This window comes from Mesorhizobium sp. WSM1293, assembly GCF_000513875.1.
In the GTDB taxonomy this organism is placed as follows: domain Bacteria; phylum Pseudomonadota; class Alphaproteobacteria; order Rhizobiales; family Rhizobiaceae; genus Mesorhizobium; species Mesorhizobium ciceri.
In genome coordinates this window covers 184,766-201,925 of record NZ_AZUV01000010.1, presented here as the reverse complement: position 1 = coordinate 201,925, position 17,160 = coordinate 184,766, and the positions used below count along the sequence as shown (strand labels likewise).

At 62.3% G+C, this 17,160-nt stretch carries 16 protein-coding genes; 5 read left to right on the top strand and 11 right to left on the bottom strand.

Annotated features, from left to right (window positions below; all coding sequences use genetic code 11):
* Position 1 precedes the first annotated feature (1 nt).
* The 9 genes from M729_RS0114370 to M729_RS0114320 all read right to left on the bottom strand — a co-directional run bounded on the left by M729_RS0114370 (position 2) and on the right by M729_RS0114320 (position 10,583).
* Positions 2–868, bottom strand: a complete 867-nt coding sequence (locus M729_RS0114370; RefSeq protein WP_027161962.1) for a branched-chain amino acid ABC transporter permease — start codon at positions 866–868, stop codon at positions 2–4.
* A 34-nt stretch (positions 869–902) separates the two neighbouring features.
* On the bottom strand, positions 903–2,045 hold the full coding sequence (locus M729_RS0114365; RefSeq protein WP_027161961.1) for an ABC transporter substrate-binding protein: 1,143 nt from the start codon (positions 2,043–2,045) through the stop codon (positions 903–905).
* A 93-nt stretch (positions 2,046–2,138) separates the two neighbouring features.
* A complete protein-coding gene (locus tag M729_RS01000000135110) occupies positions 2,139–3,776 on the bottom strand; it encodes a rhodanese-like domain-containing protein (RefSeq protein ID WP_084652632.1) in 1,638 nt (545 codons plus the stop codon).
* Positions 3,777–3,786: 10 nt separating this feature from the next.
* Positions 3,787–4,368 (bottom strand): cysteine dioxygenase family protein, encoded by a 582-nt coding sequence (locus tag M729_RS0114355; protein WP_027161960.1) that lies wholly within the window; start codon positions 4,366–4,368, stop codon positions 3,787–3,789.
* Positions 4,352–5,563: a cystathionine beta-lyase gene (metC, locus tag M729_RS0114350; protein WP_245267574.1), complete on the bottom strand. Its 1,212-nt coding sequence runs from the start codon at positions 5,561–5,563 to the stop codon at positions 4,352–4,354. Before metC ends, M729_RS0114355 begins: the two co-directional genes overlap by 17 nt.
* A gap of 393 nt (positions 5,564–5,956) precedes the next feature.
* Complete coding sequence (locus tag M729_RS0114335) at positions 5,957–6,898, bottom strand: ABC transporter permease (RefSeq protein WP_050596244.1); 942 nt, start codon at positions 6,896–6,898, stop codon at positions 5,957–5,959.
* Positions 6,895–7,989, bottom strand: a complete 1,095-nt coding sequence (locus M729_RS01000000135105) for an ABC transporter permease (protein WP_084652631.1) — start codon at positions 7,987–7,989, stop codon at positions 6,895–6,897. The genes M729_RS0114335 and M729_RS01000000135105 overlap by 4 nt, the downstream gene beginning before the upstream one ends.
* On the bottom strand, positions 7,986–9,503 hold the full coding sequence (locus tag M729_RS0114325) for an ABC transporter ATP-binding protein (protein ID WP_027161957.1): 1,518 nt from the start codon (positions 9,501–9,503) through the stop codon (positions 7,986–7,988). Before M729_RS0114325 ends, M729_RS01000000135105 begins: the two co-directional genes overlap by 4 nt.
* Before the next feature lie 105 nt (positions 9,504–9,608).
* Positions 9,609–10,583 carry a BMP family protein gene (locus tag M729_RS0114320; protein ID WP_027161956.1) on the bottom strand — a complete coding sequence of 325 codons (975 nt, stop codon included), beginning with the start codon at positions 10,581–10,583 and terminating at the stop codon, positions 9,609–9,611.
* 209 nt (positions 10,584–10,792) lie between these two features.
* Between M729_RS0114320 and M729_RS01000000135100 the strand changes: the two genes are divergently transcribed.
* The 3 genes from M729_RS01000000135100 to M729_RS01000000135095 all read left to right on the top strand — a co-directional run bounded on the left by M729_RS01000000135100 (position 10,793) and on the right by M729_RS01000000135095 (position 13,829).
* On the top strand, positions 10,793–12,133 hold the full coding sequence (locus M729_RS01000000135100; RefSeq protein WP_084652630.1) for an amidase family protein: 1,341 nt from the start codon (positions 10,793–10,795) through the stop codon (positions 12,131–12,133).
* Between the two features lie 75 nt (positions 12,134–12,208).
* Positions 12,209–12,907 carry an urea carboxylase-associated family protein gene (locus M729_RS0114310; protein ID WP_050596243.1) on the top strand — a complete coding sequence of 233 codons (699 nt, stop codon included), beginning with the start codon at positions 12,209–12,211 and terminating at the stop codon, positions 12,905–12,907.
* Positions 12,908–12,974: 67 nt separating this feature from the next.
* A complete protein-coding gene (locus M729_RS01000000135095; RefSeq protein WP_245267573.1) occupies positions 12,975–13,829 on the top strand; it encodes a polysaccharide deacetylase in 855 nt (284 codons plus the stop codon).
* On the opposite strand, the gene M729_RS0114300 is transcribed toward M729_RS01000000135095, so the two are convergent.
* Complete coding sequence (locus M729_RS0114300; RefSeq protein ID WP_027161954.1) at positions 13,808–14,728, bottom strand: LysR substrate-binding domain-containing protein; 921 nt, start codon at positions 14,726–14,728, stop codon at positions 13,808–13,810. The genes M729_RS01000000135095 and M729_RS0114300 overlap by 22 nt on opposite strands.
* Before the next feature lie 13 nt (positions 14,729–14,741).
* On the bottom strand, positions 14,742–15,410 hold the full coding sequence (locus M729_RS0114295; RefSeq protein WP_245267572.1) for an FCD domain-containing protein: 669 nt from the start codon (positions 15,408–15,410) through the stop codon (positions 14,742–14,744).
* On the opposite strand from M729_RS0114295, the gene M729_RS1000000139235 reads away from it, so the two are divergent.
* Both M729_RS1000000139235 and M729_RS0114290 read left to right on the top strand, forming a co-directional pair.
* Complete coding sequence (locus M729_RS1000000139235; RefSeq protein WP_245267571.1) at positions 15,385–15,807, top strand: hypothetical protein; 423 nt, start codon at positions 15,385–15,387, stop codon at positions 15,805–15,807. The two genes, M729_RS0114295 and M729_RS1000000139235, sit on opposite strands and share 26 nt — an antisense overlap.
* 13 nt (positions 15,808–15,820) lie before the next feature.
* Entirely contained in the window at positions 15,821–17,101 is a 1,281-nt protein-coding gene (locus tag M729_RS0114290) for an extracellular solute-binding protein (RefSeq protein WP_198032095.1), read from the top strand.
* Positions 17,102–17,160: the final 59 nt, after the last annotated feature.

Here is a 17,160-nt window from a genome sequence, read left to right as displayed (position 1 = left end):
CTCATATCCTGACCCCTTTGCCGAAAAGACCCATCGGCCGGAACTGCAGCATCGCGATCATCACCAGGAACACGGCCGCATCCTGCAGCGAGGCCGACCCGAGGCCACCGGCCAGGCTTTCGGACACGCCAATGATCAGGCTGGCGACAACGGCGCCCGGCAAGTGCCCGAGACCGCCGATGATGACGATCGCGAAAGCCTTGAACAGGATTGGCGCGCCCATCAGCGGATGGACTGTAAAGACTGGCGCCAGCACCGCACCGGCAAGCCCTGCCAGAGCCGTCCCGATCACGACCGCATGACCGGCGATGACCGTGGGCCGCATGCCAACGACGAGAGCGGCCTCGCGATTTTGCGACAGCGCCCGGATCGCCATGCCGAACCGCGTCCGTGTCAGTACGAGATGCAGTGTGGTGATCGAAACAATAGCGAAACCGACAGCGATCGCCTTGATCATCTCCACCCGCAACCCCAGGAAACTGATGTCCTTGAAGCTGAACTCGGTGTCGACGATTTGCGGCGTGGCGCCGTAGAAGTAGATCAGCGCATTCTGGACAACGATGCCGATGCCGAGCGTTAAGATGATGCCGCGCTCGAACTCACCCTTTCGGATATGCCGCAGGAAAAGCACGTAGAGGAGATAGCCGAACGCGGCGACGCCGAGCGCCGACACAAACGCTGCCGGCAGGAAGCCGAACCCGAAATGGCCAACCAGCAACGCCAGGGCCAATGCGCCGAGCGTATAGATCTGCCCGTGCGCGAAGTTGACGATTTCCAGAACCCCGAAAATCAGCGACAGGCCGACCCCGATGAGCGCGTAGATCGCGCCCATCACCAGGCCGTTTAGAATGAGTGTCGAGACAAGCATGACAACCTCGTTCGCGAAAAGGACCGTGGCCCGATCAGGTGTTGAACAGCCCTTTGACGACCACCTTGCTGTTCTCGATCTGCAGAATCACCGCCGAAGGATGGGCTTGGTGATGATCATCGAATTTCAGCACATCGCCCAGCGTCGCCTTGAAGGACGCACTCTGCAGCGCATCACGGATCTTGCCGGGCTCGGCCGACTTCGCCCGCTCGATCGCGTCGGCAACCAGCCTGATGGCCGTATAGCCCTCATAGCTTTGGGCATTCGGCACCTCGCCAAACTTCTTGCGGAACCGCTCGACAAAGGCTGTGTTGTCGCCGACCGTGATCTGCTCGGAATAAGGGAACACGCTCGTCGCGCCGTTGATCGCACCGCTTTCGACAACGCCTTCCTGGAGCTCCGAGAATTCGACACGCCCTGTCAGCGGGATGTTCAGACCGGAGGCGCGGTACTGCCGCAGGAAGTTCAGTTCGTCCGCTCCATTGAGGTAGACGGCGATAGCGTCCGGCTTGTCCGAGCCCATGCGGGCCAGAAAGGCCGAGAAGTCCTGTGTGTCGCGGCCAAAGAAGTCGCCACTGCCAACCTCGACGCCGTTCTTCTCGAGCACGGTCTTCAGGGCGGCATGACCACCACGGCCGTAATCAGTGTCCTCGCCGGCGAAGGCAACTTTCTTGATCTTGCCGTCGGCGATCAGATAGCGGGCGAGGCCGATTGCCAGTTCCTGGTCGGACGGGTTGATGCGGAACGTCCATTTGTTGCCGCCGACACCCGCCAGTTCGGTGATTTTCGGCGAGGTTGACGTCTCGACCACCAGCGGGATGCCTGCCTTTTCGATGATCGGCATGATGCTCAGCGTAGCCGAACTGCAGAGCGCGCCAACGATGGCGGAAACCTTGCCGACGCTGATCAACTGTTCGGCGCTGGCGGCGCCCTGGGTGGGGTTGCACTGGTTGTCCTGGACTGAGAGCTGGAGCTGCTGGCCAATAGCGCCGCCTGCCGCATTGATTTCCTCGATCGCGAGCTCCGCGCCCCAGCGTTGATGCTGGCCGAGATAGGCCGCGCCGCCGGTCTGCGGGCTGCTCAGCCCGATCATGATCGGATCGGCAGCGGCGAGCTGCGTTCCAAGAGCCATTGCCGCGAGCACGGCTACGATACGGATCGATTTCTGCATGGTCATATCATATTCCCCTTTCTTAAGGTTGCATATAGTGCAACTGATTTTCATTTTATTGGCATGCTTTGGTGACCCTCAAGCTGAGGGTTTCTGTTTTCATCCCGCGTTGGAAAGTCGTTTTTCGCTTTGTCGAGGCATTGCGAACGATTCCGTTCGCGTCGGCAGGCAACGGCTCAGTTCAAGTTTCTCGGCGGCGTCGAGGCGGCCAACCAGACCCGTTTCCCAGGACAGGTAGCGACGAGCCGCCTCAAGGTTCCCGCTGTGACGGTCATGGGTGAAAAAGACGAAATCCAGCGCCTGAGCGTCCGATGGCTGGTCCGGTGTCGAAACCACCTGGAAGCCCGCTTCCCGCCAGCTGGCAGCCGTGCCCGAGAACTCGGCCAGATTGGAAAATCCGTCTGCCCTGAGATCCGAGGCGACAAGTGCGAGGACGTCGCTGTCGTCGGCGCATAACACGACCAGCGCCGCCTTCTCGACATGTTTCAGCCGCTCGCTGAGCTGGTGCCTGAGCGCCCATTGAGCGCCTGAAATGTGAGCTGAGCGATATGCCATGCTTGGCCTGACGTCGAGGACGATGGCATCGCGCGGCAGCGGAACCGCCGCGCGCGGCAGGTCCGGCATCGCGGGGCGCGGCGGCCGTGGCGATACAATGTCGCCCCACGCGTCTTCAGCGGCCGCCAGCACGTGGCAATCGAGCCCCATCATCTTCAGATAACGGGCAACGACCACGGCCCGCAGGCCGGTATCGTCGGCCAGCACTATCCGCGCCCGGCGTACCGCAACCCAATGGTCGGTCGACTGGATGAGCTGGCCGCCTGGTGCGTGCGTGGCGCCTTCGATGTGATGGCTGTGAAATTCGGCATCGCCGCGCACGTCAAAGACATAGGTCGTCCTGAGCCCATCGCCGAGCCAGGCATTCACGGTCGCGACATCGACAAACGGCACTTGCCACGCCTCGCCGAGCGTCCTCGCCCTGGCCCGCATCGTCGTCCGGCTTTCCTCATCTGGTGCCGCCTCGACAGCTCGGTCCGATCCACGTTCCAGGTCGAGGCCGGCAAGCGTCCAGCCCTGGGTTCCGTTTTCCAGCGCGAAGACGGGATTGGGAAAGCCGAGGTCACGAAGTATCTGGGCACCGATGATGGATCTGGTGCGACCCGCGCAATGAACCACCACCGGAATTTCCGGATCCGAGATAATGGCGCTTGCCCGATACGCAAGGTCGCCGTTGGGCAGACAGATGCTGCCCGGAATGTTCATCCGGTGATGTTCCTCAGACGGTCGCCCGTCGAGCAGGACGAGCCTCCTGCCCTCCCCCTGCCAACGATTAAGCTCTTCAGGAGATACATGCGGCACAGAGAAGGCTTGCTCGACCAGTTCGCCGAACGCTTTGCTCGGAACGAATACACCCTCGAAAAGAGACAGTCCCGATCGTTGCCATCCGGTCGCTCCGCCATCGAGAAAAAACACATTCCGATACCCGAGCCGCTGGGCTATTTCCGCGGCCCGTTCGGCTCGATGCGAATAGCCGTCATCCATGAAAACGATCCGGCAAGCCGTCGAGGGCACCAGGACAGGCAATTTGGCCTCCAGCACACCAAACGGCAGCGAAGTGGCAAACAGCGGATGGCCCGAGGCGAACTCTCCCGCCTCGCGAACGTCGAGCAAGGCAAGCTCTTGCCCGTCGGATAGCCACGCCTTTGCCGAGGAGGCACTGATGGGTGAGGGAAATCGCATCCTGCCTGCCCTATTTCTTCGTCGCGACAGCCATCTTCATCGGCTTCGCCTCACCCGCATCGAGATCGAACATCAGACGCTCGCTGAGCGTCTCGAGCGCCTTCCCGTAGAAATGCAAATGCCTGATCGGCTGTTCGCCCCGGATCTCCACCGAGTGGATGTCGTCCGCCAGGAGCGCGATGCCGCTGCCCGGCCGCACGTCGACCTCACCAGTTAAGCGCAGCGTCGCGGGTCCGGCGCCGGTGCGTCCGTCGGTGCGCTCGTAAAGTGTGTTGTGCTCGGCACCCTCGACGGCGGCGATGCAAGCCCAGGTCGTGTGATTGTGGGGCGGTATCCGGTTTCCTGGCCGCATCACATTGAGATAGAGCGTGAAGCTGTCATCGGGATCGGTCGCGATCAGATAGCGGGCCTGCCGTTCCCCGGCATCGGGATCGGGATAACGATCGGGACCCCAGCGCCCGGGCAGGCTCGCGGCCCGCTCGATGACCGCGAGGACATCGGCCAGACTGCCGCGGTTCGCGCCATCACCCTCGATACGCGTCTTTGCCTCGGCAACGAGTGCCTGGACTTCATCGTCAACGATGCTGGACATTGCGTTTCCTTTCGTCATGGCAGTTGGCTTCGTGCATCACGTCAAGGCCGCGCTGAAGGTCATCGAGAAGATCGTCGGGATCCTCGAGGCCGATGTGAAGCCGCAGCAGCGGACCTTTCCAGTGTGGTTCGCTGGCTGTGCGTACCGGTTTTGAAGGGAGGATCAGGCTCTCGAAGCCGCCCCAGCTGGAGCCGATGCCAAACAGCTCGAGGGAGTCGATGAAGGCGCGGACCATATCAGGGCTGGTGTTCACCAGTTCAACGCCGAACAGCCCAGTCGCTCCCGAAAAATCCCGGCCCCAGATCGTGTGCGAGCTGTCGGTATCAAGTGCTGGATAGAGCACTCTCTCGACGGCGGGATGCCCCTTTAGCGACCCGGCTATCGTCTTCGCGCTCTCCTGGTGCTGGCGCAACCTGGCGCCCAGCGAGCGCAGCCCTCGCAAGGCAAGCCAGCATTCATCCGGCCCGGCAAGCACGCCGTGTCCGGCGGCCCAGTCCCGGATCCGCGGCAAGTGGCGTTCGTTCGCCACCGCCACACCCAGCATCGCATCCGAGTGCCCGACGATGTACTTCGTCGCCGCGTGGATCGTGACATGGGCACCAAGGTCCAGCGGCCGGTGGAAGAAGGGCGTCGCCCAGGTGTCGTCGACAACGATGGCGATGTCGGGTGAACGGCAGGCGGCCACAATCGCCGGAATGTCCTGGACCTCGAAGGTCAGGCTGCCTGGCGACTCGCAATAGACCACCCGGGTTTGCGGTCGCACCAGATCGCCAATGGACGCGCCGATGTCGGGAGCGAAGAACGTGACGTCAATCCCGTTGCGGCGAAGCTCGGTTTCGCAGAAATTTCGCGCCGGGCCGTACACCGCGTCGGTGACCAGCAGATGGTCTCCCGGGCTAAGCAGGGATTTCAGCACGCCGGCAATTGCCGCCAGGCCTGACGGATAGAGAACGGCTCCATCCGCACCTTCAATTTCGGCCATCGCCTCGGCGAGCGCGAAGGACGTCTGCGTGCCATAACGGCCATAGCGCAACGCGCCAAATTTGCTGGCCCGGGAGCGTTCGTAAGCGCCGATGTCAGGATAGAGCACCGTCGAGGCGCGGACCACTGGCGTGTTTACGACACCGCCGAAATCGGCTGGGTGGCGGCCGGCATGAACCAGCCGCGTATCCCGTCTCAGCTTCGGGGACTGCATCGTCTAGCTCGCCATCTTTGCATGTTTCGGCAGCGCCCTGCCCGGAACAGCGCTTGCCGGGTGCCCACCCGCTGCGGACACAACAACGACCGGCACAAATCCGTTGAGCGTGGCGACCAGCGCCCGCAAGATTTTCAGCAATGTCTTCTCCCATTTGTTGCACTATTTGCAACTTGATTGCATTATAAACAAAACGCGCTTTGCGTGTCAAGACCGGGCGGGTTGCCTTCATGCTGGATGGCGTTGTCCTGGCCTGCGCACTGAGGCCGGCGCTGATCGGCGATGAACGGAGCAATTCCGTGAGATGACAAAAGGCGGCGATATCGGGCGCGGGCGAAATGCGGGCGGCTTTCGTGGTTAGCCGGCCGCATGGATCGAGCCGCTGTCCGTACCCTAACGGGCTTCCCGATCGAAGACAGTGCCTGTCGCCGCCGGTTGCCGAGTGCCCTTGTTGAACCACACAAGAGCAACCAATGACGCGGCAAAGGGCAGGATCAGAAAGATCTGATAGGGCACAAGCGGATTGGAGAACTGCAATTGCAATTGCAACGCGTCGCACAATCCGAAGAAGAGAGCCGCGACAACCGCGCCGACCGGATGCCAGCGGCCGAGGATGATCGCGGCTAGCGCGATAAAGCCTTTTCCCGCACTCATGCCCTCGGAAAATATGTAGACTTGGCACAACACAAGATGGCAGCCGCCGGCCGCGGCGAACGCGCCGCTCAGTGCCAGCGAAACGTAGCGGACCGCCGTTACGTTGACACCGGCTGAATCAGCCGCCCTCGGGCTCTCGCCGGCGGCCCTTAGTCTTAGACCCGCCTGCGTTCGATAAAGGCAGATCGTCACGGCCGCCATGAGCACAGGCAGCATGTAAGCCAGCGGATCCTGATTAAAGAGGGCCGGACCGATCAGCGGCAATCCCGAGAGGTAGGGGACAGGCAGCGAAGCAAATCCGCTGACCGCGGTTCCGCCGCCCGCAAGCCCGAACAGAGCGCGGGCCAGGAAGGCCGTGAGGCCAGCGCACAGCAAGTTGATGGCAATTCCGGCTACGAGCTGGTTGACCGCCAGGCTGACGCACAGCAGGGCAAGCAGCAGTCCCGCCACCGCGCCCAGCAGTATCCCGACGACGAGCCCCGCGACCGGTGAACCTGTGAGATAAGTGCCGGCCGCCGCCCCGAACGCACCCCACAACATCATCCCTTCCAGGCCGACATTGTAGACGCCGCTGCGCTCGGCAAGCACGCCGCCCAGGGCCGCGAAGCCGATCGGCGTTGCCAGCCTGACCCCGGAAGCCAGCAGGACGGCGATCAGACCAATGTCGGAGAGGAAACTCATGATTGTCGCTCCGTCGGGTTAACCTGGTCGGCCGGCGTCGGCTTTAGCCTGAACCCCTCGATCAGGCCGCCCAGAAGATCGCCTTTCCAGGCCAGGCTGGCGGCGACCAGGATGACGACCAGGCCAACAATGGCGTCGACGACGGTTCCCTCCACGCCGGCGGCCCGCTGCATCACACTGGCGCCGGATTTGAGCGCGCCAAGGAACAGGGCTGACAGCGGGGCAAAGGCCGGATTGGCATTGGCGATGAAGGCGGCAACGACGCCATCGAAACCATAGCCGGGACTGAAAAGATGGAAGAGGCGATATTTCAGGCCAAGCACTTCGATGCCGCCGGCCAGGCCAGCCAGCATTCCCCCCGAGGCCATCGAAGCGACGATATGGGTTTTCACGTTCAGCCCGGCGTACCTGGCAGCCCTCGGGCTTTTGCCGACAATGTCGAGTGACAGGCCAGTCGCTGTGCGAGCGAAGATGAAGGCGATCACGCCTGCCGCGACAAGACCGAAAATGATTCCGATATGAGCGTCCGTCTGCGGCATCAGCAGCGGCAACCGGTATTGCTCGGGAATCTCGTCCGAGTAGGGGTAAGGTGCCCCGCTGGCGATCATCGGGCCACTGACCGCGAAACTCACGACGTGGATGGCGATGTAGTTCATCAGCAGGGTCACGATGACCTCGTTGATGCCCCGCCATGCTTTCAACAAGCCTGCGATGCCCGCCCAAAGCGCCCCGCCCAGCATGGCGCACAGGAGCGCCGAGGGAATTGCAATCATGGAAGGAAGCGCGGGCAGATGCAGCGCCGCCAGCGTGCCGAACAGGCCGCCCATGTAGATCTGGCCCTCGCCGCCGATATTGTAGACGCCAGCCCGCAGCGGCACCATGCACGCAAGCGAGGCAAGCAGGATGGGAGACGTTTTCACGATTGTGTTGGACAGGCCCCAATAGTCGAAAAGCGCCTCGTGAACGAGAGCGGCATAGGCTTTCACCGGATCGGCTCCCGTCACCAGGATCAGGATTGAGCCAAGCCCGAGCGCCACGGCGACGGCCATGACAACCCGCAAGCCGACAAGTGCGTCGCGCAGTCGCGTCATTGTTGTTCTCCCACCGACAAGCCCGACATCAGCAGGCCGATATGCTCGGCCGTCGCCTGCCCTGGAAGGACCTCTCCCGTGAAGCGGCCGCGATGCATGACGGCGATGCGGTCGGCAACCTCGGCGATATGTTCAAGCTCCGTCGAAATGTAGAGGACCGCGACGCCGCGATCCCGCGCCTCAAGTATTTTCCGCTGGACGAATTCGATCGCGCCGACGTCAAGGCCCTTGGTCGCCTGCATGACGACCAGGATCTCGGATCCTGCTTCAATTTCGCGCGCCAGGATGATTTTCTGCTGGTTGCCGCCGGAAAGCTCCCGTGCCGGCTGAGCGGGCGAGCGGGACCGCACGTCGTAGCGTTTCATCATCCGCCGCGCCTGTTCAGCGATAAAACGTGCATTGATCAGGCCCAAGCGTGAAACAGGCCTGCGATGAAAGGATCGCAGCACGAAGTTGGTGGCAATCGAATGGTCGAGCACAAGGCCGGTGCCGTGCCTGTCCTCGGGCACGAACCCAATCCGAGAGCCGCGCATCCGCGCTGAAACACCGAGCCCGGTAATCTCCCTGGCGCCAGCGCGAATGCTGCCGGACTCCGGCTTGCGCAGACCGCAGATAATTTCCGCCAGTTCGCTTTGTCCGTTACCGTCGATACCGGCCACGCCCAGGATCTCGCCCTGGCGTATCGTCAGCGAAACCCGGTCAAGCGCCGTCAGTCCGCGTTCGCCGCGCGCGACAAGATCCACGCATTCCAGAACCGGACCTCCCGGCGCGGTCAGACGCGGAACCCGCACCGGCTCGACATCCCTGCCGACCATCAGTCGGGAAAGCTGCCGCACATCCGTCTGCCCAATGTCGCGCTCGGCCACCAACTGGCCGTGGCGCATGACCGAAACCGTGTCGGCGATCCGCATGACCTCATCGAGTTTGTGCGTGACGAAAAGAATTGTCGTGCCGTCGTCGCGCAATGCCTTCACGCGCTCAAGGAACGAGTCGATCTCGTTCGGCGCCAGCACGCTTGTCGGTTCGTCCAGCACCAGTATCTTGGCGCCCCGGTAGAGCATCTTCAGGATTTCCACCCGCTGGCGCATGCCGATCGGCAGTTTCCAGACCGGCTGGTCCGGCTCGACAGCGAGGCCATAACGCTCGCTCAGCGCCGCGATTTTCGCGGAGTGCCGGCGCAGGTTGAGCGGGCTGTGCAAACCGCCGAGACCGAGCACGATGTTTTCGGTAACGGTCAGCGCCTCGGCCAGATGCATGTGCTGGTGGATCATACCCACGCCATAGGCGATCGCATCGGCTGGCGACCTGAAAGAGACGGCCTTGCCATCGATCTGGATGCTTCCCTCGGTTGGCCGGTAGAGGCCGAAAAGCACGTTCATCAACGTGGTCTTGCCTGCTCCGTTCTCGCCGAGTACCGCACGAGCCGTCCCCCGCTCGACGGAAAGGCTGATATTGGTCAGTGCATTGAAGCCGCCAAACCGCTTGCTGATCCGATCAAGAACTAGGTACGACAATCACCTCTCCCACCTTGTTTCCCGGATTACCCACCGGTGCCGGCGCGACATTCGCGCAAAGCTAGGCACGGCCTGAAAGAGCCGGCCTAGCCGCGATCGCGGCGCTCAGGCCGGTTCGATGACAAGTTGGCCGGACCTGATCCTCGACATCAGGGTTGCAACCTCGGTGGCGGTGTCGGCGGGAATCTCGGATGCGAATGTTCCCAGCCGCACTACATCGGGATTGTTGAAATCGTACCTGTAATTCTTGCCCGTCAGCCCTTCATCCCTGGCTGTCGTCAGCAGCGCCACGATCAGCGACTTCACATCAAGGATTGACGACTGCAGCATGATATCGGGCCATTTCGTGATGGCGTCGTAGTAGAGGCCGAACGCCTTCACGCCCTTCTCGCGGACGGCCTGCAGGGCGCCCTGCGTGGCACTGTCCATTGTTGGCCAGATGATATCCGCTCCCTGTGCGATCTGGTTCAGTGCCGCCTCCTTGCCTTTGGCGACATCGTCCCAGTCGCCGGTCCAGGTGGCGAACACCGCGCCATCAGGCCGCGCGGTCTTGAATCCTGCCTCGAAGCCAGCCAGCGTGTCGTTGGTGAACTTGAACTTCTGCGCCTGGATCAGGCCGACCTTGCCGGACTTCGACAGGCGCCCGGCAAGAAAGCCCAGCACATAGGCTGGTTGGCTGAAATAGAAATCGGCAGTGCTGACATTATCGGCGGCATGAAGGCCATTGGTGACAATGAAGCGGGTGTCGGTGAACCGTGCGGCCACGCGGTCGATCGCATCCTGGAACTCTCCGCCGTGCCCGATCACGTGGGTGAAGCCGCGCCGCGCGTAGTCCGAGAGAACCTCGACGTGGTCCGGTTGCGTTACCTTCTCGCTGTAAGCCGTCTCGATACCGAGTTTTTCGGTGACGACCCCCATCGCCTCGTAACCCGACTGACTCCAGCCATGGTCGGTGATGGCGCCCGGCATGACAATCGCCGCCTTCAAGGTCCCGCTGGCTGCGAAGCCGGTGCGTGCCAGCAAAAGCGCCGGCGCCGCCAGGGTTGCTGTCGCAAGCAATCCGCGTCTCGTGATTTTCATCAGGTTCTCCCTCCCAGGAATTGCGCGGTCCAGCGATTGACGCTTCCGCACGCCGGCTACTAACCGTGTGGCGTGCCGGTCGCTCAAGTGAGCAGTTCTCAAGAGGGGTTGAATGGAGGGGGCCGGTGATTGCGCTCAAGCCCTCTTGAGGTCTTCTCACTGGCATCGGCTGCAAGCCCCGCCAGAAGTCACCATCCGGAGGTGAAGAGATGGATACTGGGACGTTAGCCGGGCAGGCGCGCCTGCTGATCGAACATATCGAGACATCGGACATGCTCGTGAGCGCGGCACTGGACAAGGCCAGGGGGTCGGCCGGCGTATTCATAAGCTTGATGGAGGAAGCCGCACTGGCCGAAGCCGCGGCCGCTACGCGACGAAGGTCGGCAGGCGCGGCGCTCAGCGATTTCGACGGCATCCCCTTCGCCGTCAAGGATCTGTTCGACGTGGTGGGCTCGGTTACCTCCGCCGGCTCACGGACAAGACTGGCTCTGCCCACCGCGCCGCACGACAGCGCCATCGTGGCCAACCTGCGCAAGCTCGGCATGATCCCGATCGGCAAGACCAATCTCAGGGAGTTCGCGTTTTCCGGCCTCGGCCTCAATCCCCATTTTGGCACCCCTGCCGCCTTGGGGCAGGAAGACCGTGTCCCCGGGGGCTCCTCTTCGGGATCAGCCATCGCGGTCCAGCGCGGTATCGTCGCGGTCGCGCTCGGGACGGATACGGCCGGCTCGGTCCGAGTGCCGGCCGCTTTCAACGGCATCGCCGGCTTTCGCCCCTCGCGGGGACGGTACGACATGCGCGGCGTCTATCCGCTGGCCGCGAGTTTCGACACCGCCGGCCCGTTGGCGAAAAACGCCGAGGACTGTTTTTTGATGGATGCCCTGATGCGCGGCGCCGCGCCGACCAATACCCCCGCGCCGCGCCACTTCATCGTTGAGCATAGTCTGCTCGATGATCCTGATCTCGAGCCGGCGGTTGCTCAAAATCTGCTTGCGTTCTCCGATCTCCTAAGATCCCGCGGGATGCTTGTCGAACGGAACGTGGTCCCGTCAATCGGTAGCGCCAGGGCCGCTATCGCGAAGTTTGGCTGGCCCGGCGGCGTCGAGGCGGCGGCGCTTCATCGGAATCTGCTGGCATCGCAGGAACGCGCGCTAATCGACCCGCGTGTGTCTGCCCGCCTCGATATTGCGGCTGCAACGCCACCCGAGAATATGATTGCCTTGCGGCGAATCCGGACGGAGCTGATTGGTGCGCTGCGCGGTGAACTCGACGGCGCCATACTAATCCAGCCAACTGTTCCCCAGGTCGCACCGCTGCTAGCCCCACTGGCCAGTGATAACGAACTCTTCGCCAAGGTCAATTTGAAGACCTTGTCGATGGCGATGATTGGCAGTTTTCTCGACATGCCGGGCGTGGCGTTAACCTCCGGAATCGACTCGCGGGGGCTGCCAACATCGGTGTTGCTGACCGCCACAAGCGGTTCTGACGATGCGGTCCTTGCCGCCGGGCAGCTGGCATCACATCGCCACGGCATCGATAGTTTTTTGTAACTGCGGTTGAGAATATCCCATTCGTTCATGCGTCTCCGCAATGGCAAGGATGATTGCCATTGAAGGAGAACAATCATGACACCATCCCAGGCAATGAGCGAACCCAGCATCCCCGACGGCCGCAACGGCAGTTCATCCGGCAGGGTATCCGAAAACGGCATCCCGATCCTCGGACACCTTTATGAAATTCCCGCCCGCGAGGGCCGCGCCGTCGTGGTCGGTGCTGGCCAGTTACTCACCATCATCAACACCCATGGCTCGCAGGTGTGCGATTTCTGGGCCTTCAACGCGGCTGACCTCAACGAATTCTCGTCGATGCCGCACCAGCATGCGGTCGCGAGCGGAATCGGGTTGCGCGAGAAAAGCGCACTGGTGAGCAATGCCCGCCGACCATTGATGACCGTGATCGAGGACACCTCGCCAGGCGTCCACGACACGGTCGTCGCCGCTTGCGACGTCCATCGCTATCGCCAGTTGGGCGCGCAAGGCTACCACGACAACTGCACGGACAATTTCAAGCAGGCAATGCAGGCTGTTGGCCGCCAGCCGGCCACGGTGCCGGCGCCCCTCAACATCTGGATGAACACGCCCGTCGCGGCCGATGGCTCGATCTCCTGGCTGGCGCCGGTCTCATCCAGCGGCGACCGGTTCGTGCTCCGCGCAGAGATCGACGTTGTCGCGGTCATGTCGGCGTGCCCGCAGGACATGGTCCCGGTCAACGGCGCCGACCAGATGCCGCAAAGCCTGGCGTTCATTGTCGGCGAAGGGGAATGATCGGATGATCCTCAACCCTATCGCCTGGCCAAACGGGGCTCGATGCGCATGTTCGATATCGTTCGACATGGATGCCGACAGCCTGATCCACATCGCCAGGCCGCGCGACGGTTTCAACCGGCTCTATCCCATCACGATGGGCCGCTACGGCCCGACGGTGGCGGTGCCGCGCATCCTGGAAACCTATCGGCGCCTCGGGCTGAAACAGTCGTTCTTCATACCCGCCTGGACGATGCAACAGTACCCGGACGCGGTGGAAGCAATCCTGCGCGACGGTCACGAGATCGGCCATCACGGGTTCCTGCATGAAGACCCAACGACCATCGCGCAACCCGAACAGCGCCATTGGTTCGAACGGGCGCTGCAGGTGCATCAGCGCATGACAGGCAGGAAACCCACCGGCTATCGGGCACCTGTCTACAATGTCACCCAGGGAACCGTGGACCTGCTTGTCGAACATGGTTTCAGCTACGATTCCTCACTGATGGCCGACGACATTCCCTACCTGATGAAAACCCCGGCCGGAGAGCTGTTTGAAGTACCGCCGCACTGGGGCAACGATGACTGGCCGGCCTTCGCGCATTTCGAGGAGATCGGCTATATGATGCCCGTGCGCTCCCCTTCGATTGGCTTGTCGGCCTTCTTCGAGGAGTTCGAGGCGCATTATGAGGCCGGGGGCTTGTGGATGCCGGTCTGGCATCCTTTCCTGACAGGCCGGCTTGCGCGATGGCGGCTGGTGCAGAAATTTCTCGAAAGGATTCTTGCCAGCCACAATGTCTGGTTCGCACCGCTCGCCGAAATCGTCGCGCATGTGGATGCCTTCCGGCGTGGTGGTGGCCAGGTACGCGTGGAGAATCTGCCTTATTATGACGGGCCGGTAGCGTTGATGACCGATCGCGGTCAGGCGGCAAGTCCCCTGTAGGTGTTGCCGAAGTCGGATGCTTCGCTGCGCAGCCAATCGGTGAACCGTCCAATGGTGCGCTTGGTCCTGCGTGTCGGAACGAAGGCGACGCGGTAGCTGAAACCGTTCAGGTCGGGACCATCGATCCGCGCGAGCCGACCGCTTTCGAAGCCTTCCGCGACCATCACGTTGGAACACAGAAGTGGCCCGAAGCCGCGTTCCATGGCGTGCAGCGCTAGACTTTCGTCGTTGATCCAGGACAGCCGGTAGTCCTCCGCGCCAGCCTTGCCGGCGGCGCTCAGCCACTTCGCCCAATTGGGACAGTCGATCGACCTGTTGTGCCATTGATAGGCGAGCAAGGGGCGCGACATGTAATCCTCGATCCTGGTCGAGGCACGACCATCCGCCGGGATGGCGACCGCGGGGTGATAGACGTCGGTCAGGAGTGGCAACGAGGAAAGCTCGTCGCTTGCCGGCATGCCGTATCGGATCGCGACGTCGGTATTGGCCGTGCGCAGATCGACCAGCGCATCCGATCCCTCGACATTCACGCTCAGCCCCGGAAACGATCTTGTGAAGCGGGAGAGCCTGGGCATCAGCCAGCGCTCGGCGAAGGCGCGCGTCGTGGTCACGGTCAGCGTGTCGCACTGGCTCCTGTCTTCCAGTTCCTCGAAGGCTTCAGCGAACCGGTCGAAACCCTCGCGCAAGACCGGATAAAGCCTCTCGCCAAGTAAGGTCAGGGTGACGGCCCTCGGGGTGCGCTCGAACAGCTTCTGCCCGATCTGTTCCTCGAGGTGGCGGATCTGGTGCGAGATCGCGGTCACCGTCACGCAAAGTTCCGACGCCGCAGCCGTGAAGCTGCGGTTGCGGGCGGCGGCTTCGAATGCGCGGATGGCGTTCAAAGGGGGAATCTTGCGCATGACTATCTCCTGTTCAGACAATTCGTTGCAGGTATGGCGCCACCTCGGGCTCCGGCAGGACCGAAAGAACCTTGAGACGGTCCAGCGTACGGCGGCCTTCGTTGTGAAGATGCGCCGCATGGGAAGCCGCCGCGTCTTCGAACGCCCCCGCCAGCAGCCTGTCGATGATTTCCAGGTGCTCGGCGAAGGTCGATTCGTCGCGATATATTCCTATGAATTGCGCGAACAGCGCGTCCACGATCATCGGCAGGCGGCACCCGTGCAGTATCTGGCTCATGCGCTTGTTGTCGAAGTGCCGCAGACATGAGACGTGGAGATCCCGCTCGATGCCTTCGATGACATCCCTGGGTATCTTTCCCTCCATCGCCATGGCGCCCGAAACGGCTTCGCGCATCGCCGCCAGTTCTTCATGCCGCAGCTGTGGCGCTGACTGTTTGAGCACGTGTGGCTCAAGCAGCATGCGCACTTCGCGATCATGCGCGATTGCCTGTGCCGTGACCGGCCCCACCAGCCATGATGAGTGCAGGTTTTTTTCGACCAGACCGGATTCGCGCAGGCGCCACAGCACTTCGCGGGCAACCGGGCGGCTGACGCTGAAACTGTCGGCAAGCCCCTGCTCGTCAACCCGGTAATGGCCGAAGGCGATGGCGACCATTATGGCGGCCTCGACGCTGGCGATCATCTGGTCCGCCGCCGGCTTGCCGTCCGGCCTGACCGCTTCATCGAGCATGAAATCCTTCCCGGACAGCCGTCGTTTTGTCAGCGGCGAGCCGTCAGGCCGGCCTGCGACGGCAAATCCGCGCCCGTTGAAACGCTCGATGAGGCCGTCATCGGCAAGTGTCCCCATTGCCTTGCGCACAGTGGCCCGGCTCGTCTCGAAGACGGATGAAATCGGACCTTCCAGCAAGATGAGCCCGGGTTCGAGCGCGCCGGTTCTGATCGCGGACGCGATCTGCAGGGCGCAACGCCGGTACAGTGCGACGCCCGCGTTTTTCTGCTCTGAACTTTCTGAACCCGGGGTCTGCATCGAACCTGCCGCAACGGGAGCGATCAGCCTGCTCCGTTTCCGCTGGAGCTAGGTTCCCATAAAAAATGATGCTTGTAAACAATAGTCGTATTTTTCAGAATGGGGAACGCTCCCGAGGACGTCCGATCATGCCCCGCACCCACGAACCACTCTCCTGTCCCGCTGTCTTCACCAGGCCACGTATCCTGCGGGTGCTTGGGACCGCATCTACGGTGCTGGAGCCCATTCTGCGGCAGGCGAAGGCCGATCTGGGTTTCACCGTCGAGGGCAAGGTGCTTGATGGCAACATTGCCCATCAGGTCGGTGTCGTCGCGCCCGAGAGCTTCGACGTCTACGATCAGTGGTTCCACAATCTCGAATTCGTCTGGACAGCTCATTCCATCCGCCCGATCGAGCTCAGCCGGATCAAGAGGTGGAGTGATGTGGGCGAGCTTGCTCTCACCGGCAAGGCGGACGCAGCCCTGCCGCCGGTCCCGGGAGGCGGACCGAACAGGCTGCTCTACGTGCAGGACGACGGGCGCCTCTCGGAAACGCCAGCCGACCGGATCAGCATGCTGCCGCTTAGCCATTGTGCTGACAGCTTCGGCTATCGTCGGGAACTGCTGCCCGACGGGGCGGATATGGGCGCGGAGAGCTGGTCATGGCTGCTCGATCCAGCTTGGAAGCGCGCGACATTGCAGAGCAATGCCTCCATCGGCGCGATCGATGCCATTCTGGCCGTTCAGGCGGCGGGCCTGGTCCAGTTCCGCGACCCTGGCAATCTGTCTCTCGCCGAAATCGACAGCCTGATGAGTGTTCTTATATCATTGCGCCGACGCGGTCATTTTCCCCATTTCTGGGAAACCCAGTCACAATCAGCGGAGCTGTTCGCAAAAGGCCGCGCCCGCATCGGCAGCATCTGGTCTTCGGCCCTGGTGTTGCCGGCATTGCGCGGCGTCGGCATCAGGACTGCGGTGCCAAGGGAGGGTTATCGTGGCTGGTTTGGCGGCATGTCGATATCGCGACACACTGAAAGATACGCTCTCGACATGGCCTATGAGTATATGAACTGGTGGCTGGACGGCTGGCCGGGCGCGGTCGTGGCCCGTCATGGCTACTACTTCTCTGCCCCCGAACTGGTCCGCAAGCATCTGACGACCGCGGAATGGGACTACTGGTACGCGGGCCTGCCTGCCGCAGAGGATTTAGCTGGCCCATTCGGTGATTCCGTCATCGAGCGCGGCCATGTCAGGGAGGGAGGCTCTTACCGCGAACGCATATCAAGGATAGCGATCTGGAATGCGGTAATGGACGAGCACAATTACCTGGTCAGGCGCTGGCATGATTTCCTCAACTTTCGCCACTGACTTGGCAATGGCGAAGGTTGATGTTGCCCGCAGGCGCGCCGGGATTACCGCCGCAACGC

Excerpts from the sequence above, each read along its gene's own strand:
- M729_RS0114295 (WP_245267572.1), bottom strand. The coding sequence starts at position 15,410 with ATGATCGCCAGCGTCGAGGCCGCCATAATGGTCGCCATCGCCTTCGGC.
- metC (WP_245267574.1), bottom strand. The coding sequence starts at position 5,563 with ATGCAGTCCCCGAAGCTGAGACGGGATACGCGGCTGGTTCATGCCGGC.
- M729_RS0114365 (WP_027161961.1), bottom strand. The coding sequence starts at position 2,045 with ATGACCATGCAGAAATCGATCCGTATCGTAGCCGTGCTCGCGGCAATG.
- M729_RS0114320 (WP_027161956.1), bottom strand. The coding sequence starts at position 10,583 with ATGAAAATCACGAGACGCGGATTGCTTGCGACAGCAACCCTGGCGGCG.
- M729_RS0114300 (WP_027161954.1), bottom strand. The coding sequence starts at position 14,728 with ATGCGCAAGATTCCCCCTTTGAACGCCATCCGCGCATTCGAAGCCGCC.
- M729_RS0114355 (WP_027161960.1), bottom strand. The coding sequence starts at position 4,368 with ATGTCCAGCATCGTTGACGATGAAGTCCAGGCACTCGTTGCCGAGGCA.
- M729_RS0114335 (WP_050596244.1), bottom strand. The coding sequence starts at position 6,898 with ATGAGTTTCCTCTCCGACATTGGTCTGATCGCCGTCCTGCTGGCTTCC.
- M729_RS01000000135105 (WP_084652631.1), bottom strand. The coding sequence starts at position 7,989 with ATGACGCGACTGCGCGACGCACTTGTCGGCTTGCGGGTTGTCATGGCC.
- M729_RS0114370 (WP_027161962.1), bottom strand. The coding sequence starts at position 868 with ATGCTTGTCTCGACACTCATTCTAAACGGCCTGGTGATGGGCGCGATC.
- M729_RS01000000135100 (WP_084652630.1), top strand. The coding sequence starts at position 10,793 with ATGGATACTGGGACGTTAGCCGGGCAGGCGCGCCTGCTGATCGAACAT.
- M729_RS0114290 (WP_198032095.1), top strand. The coding sequence starts at position 15,821 with ATGATGCTTGTAAACAATAGTCGTATTTTTCAGAATGGGGAACGCTCC.
- M729_RS0114310 (WP_050596243.1), top strand. The coding sequence starts at position 12,209 with ATGACACCATCCCAGGCAATGAGCGAACCCAGCATCCCCGACGGCCGC.
- M729_RS01000000135110 (WP_084652632.1), bottom strand. The coding sequence starts at position 3,776 with ATGCGATTTCCCTCACCCATCAGTGCCTCCTCGGCAAAGGCGTGGCTA.
- M729_RS01000000135095 (WP_245267573.1), top strand. The coding sequence starts at position 12,975 with ATGGATGCCGACAGCCTGATCCACATCGCCAGGCCGCGCGACGGTTTC.
- M729_RS1000000139235 (WP_245267571.1), top strand. The coding sequence starts at position 15,385 with ATGGCGGCCTCGACGCTGGCGATCATCTGGTCCGCCGCCGGCTTGCCG.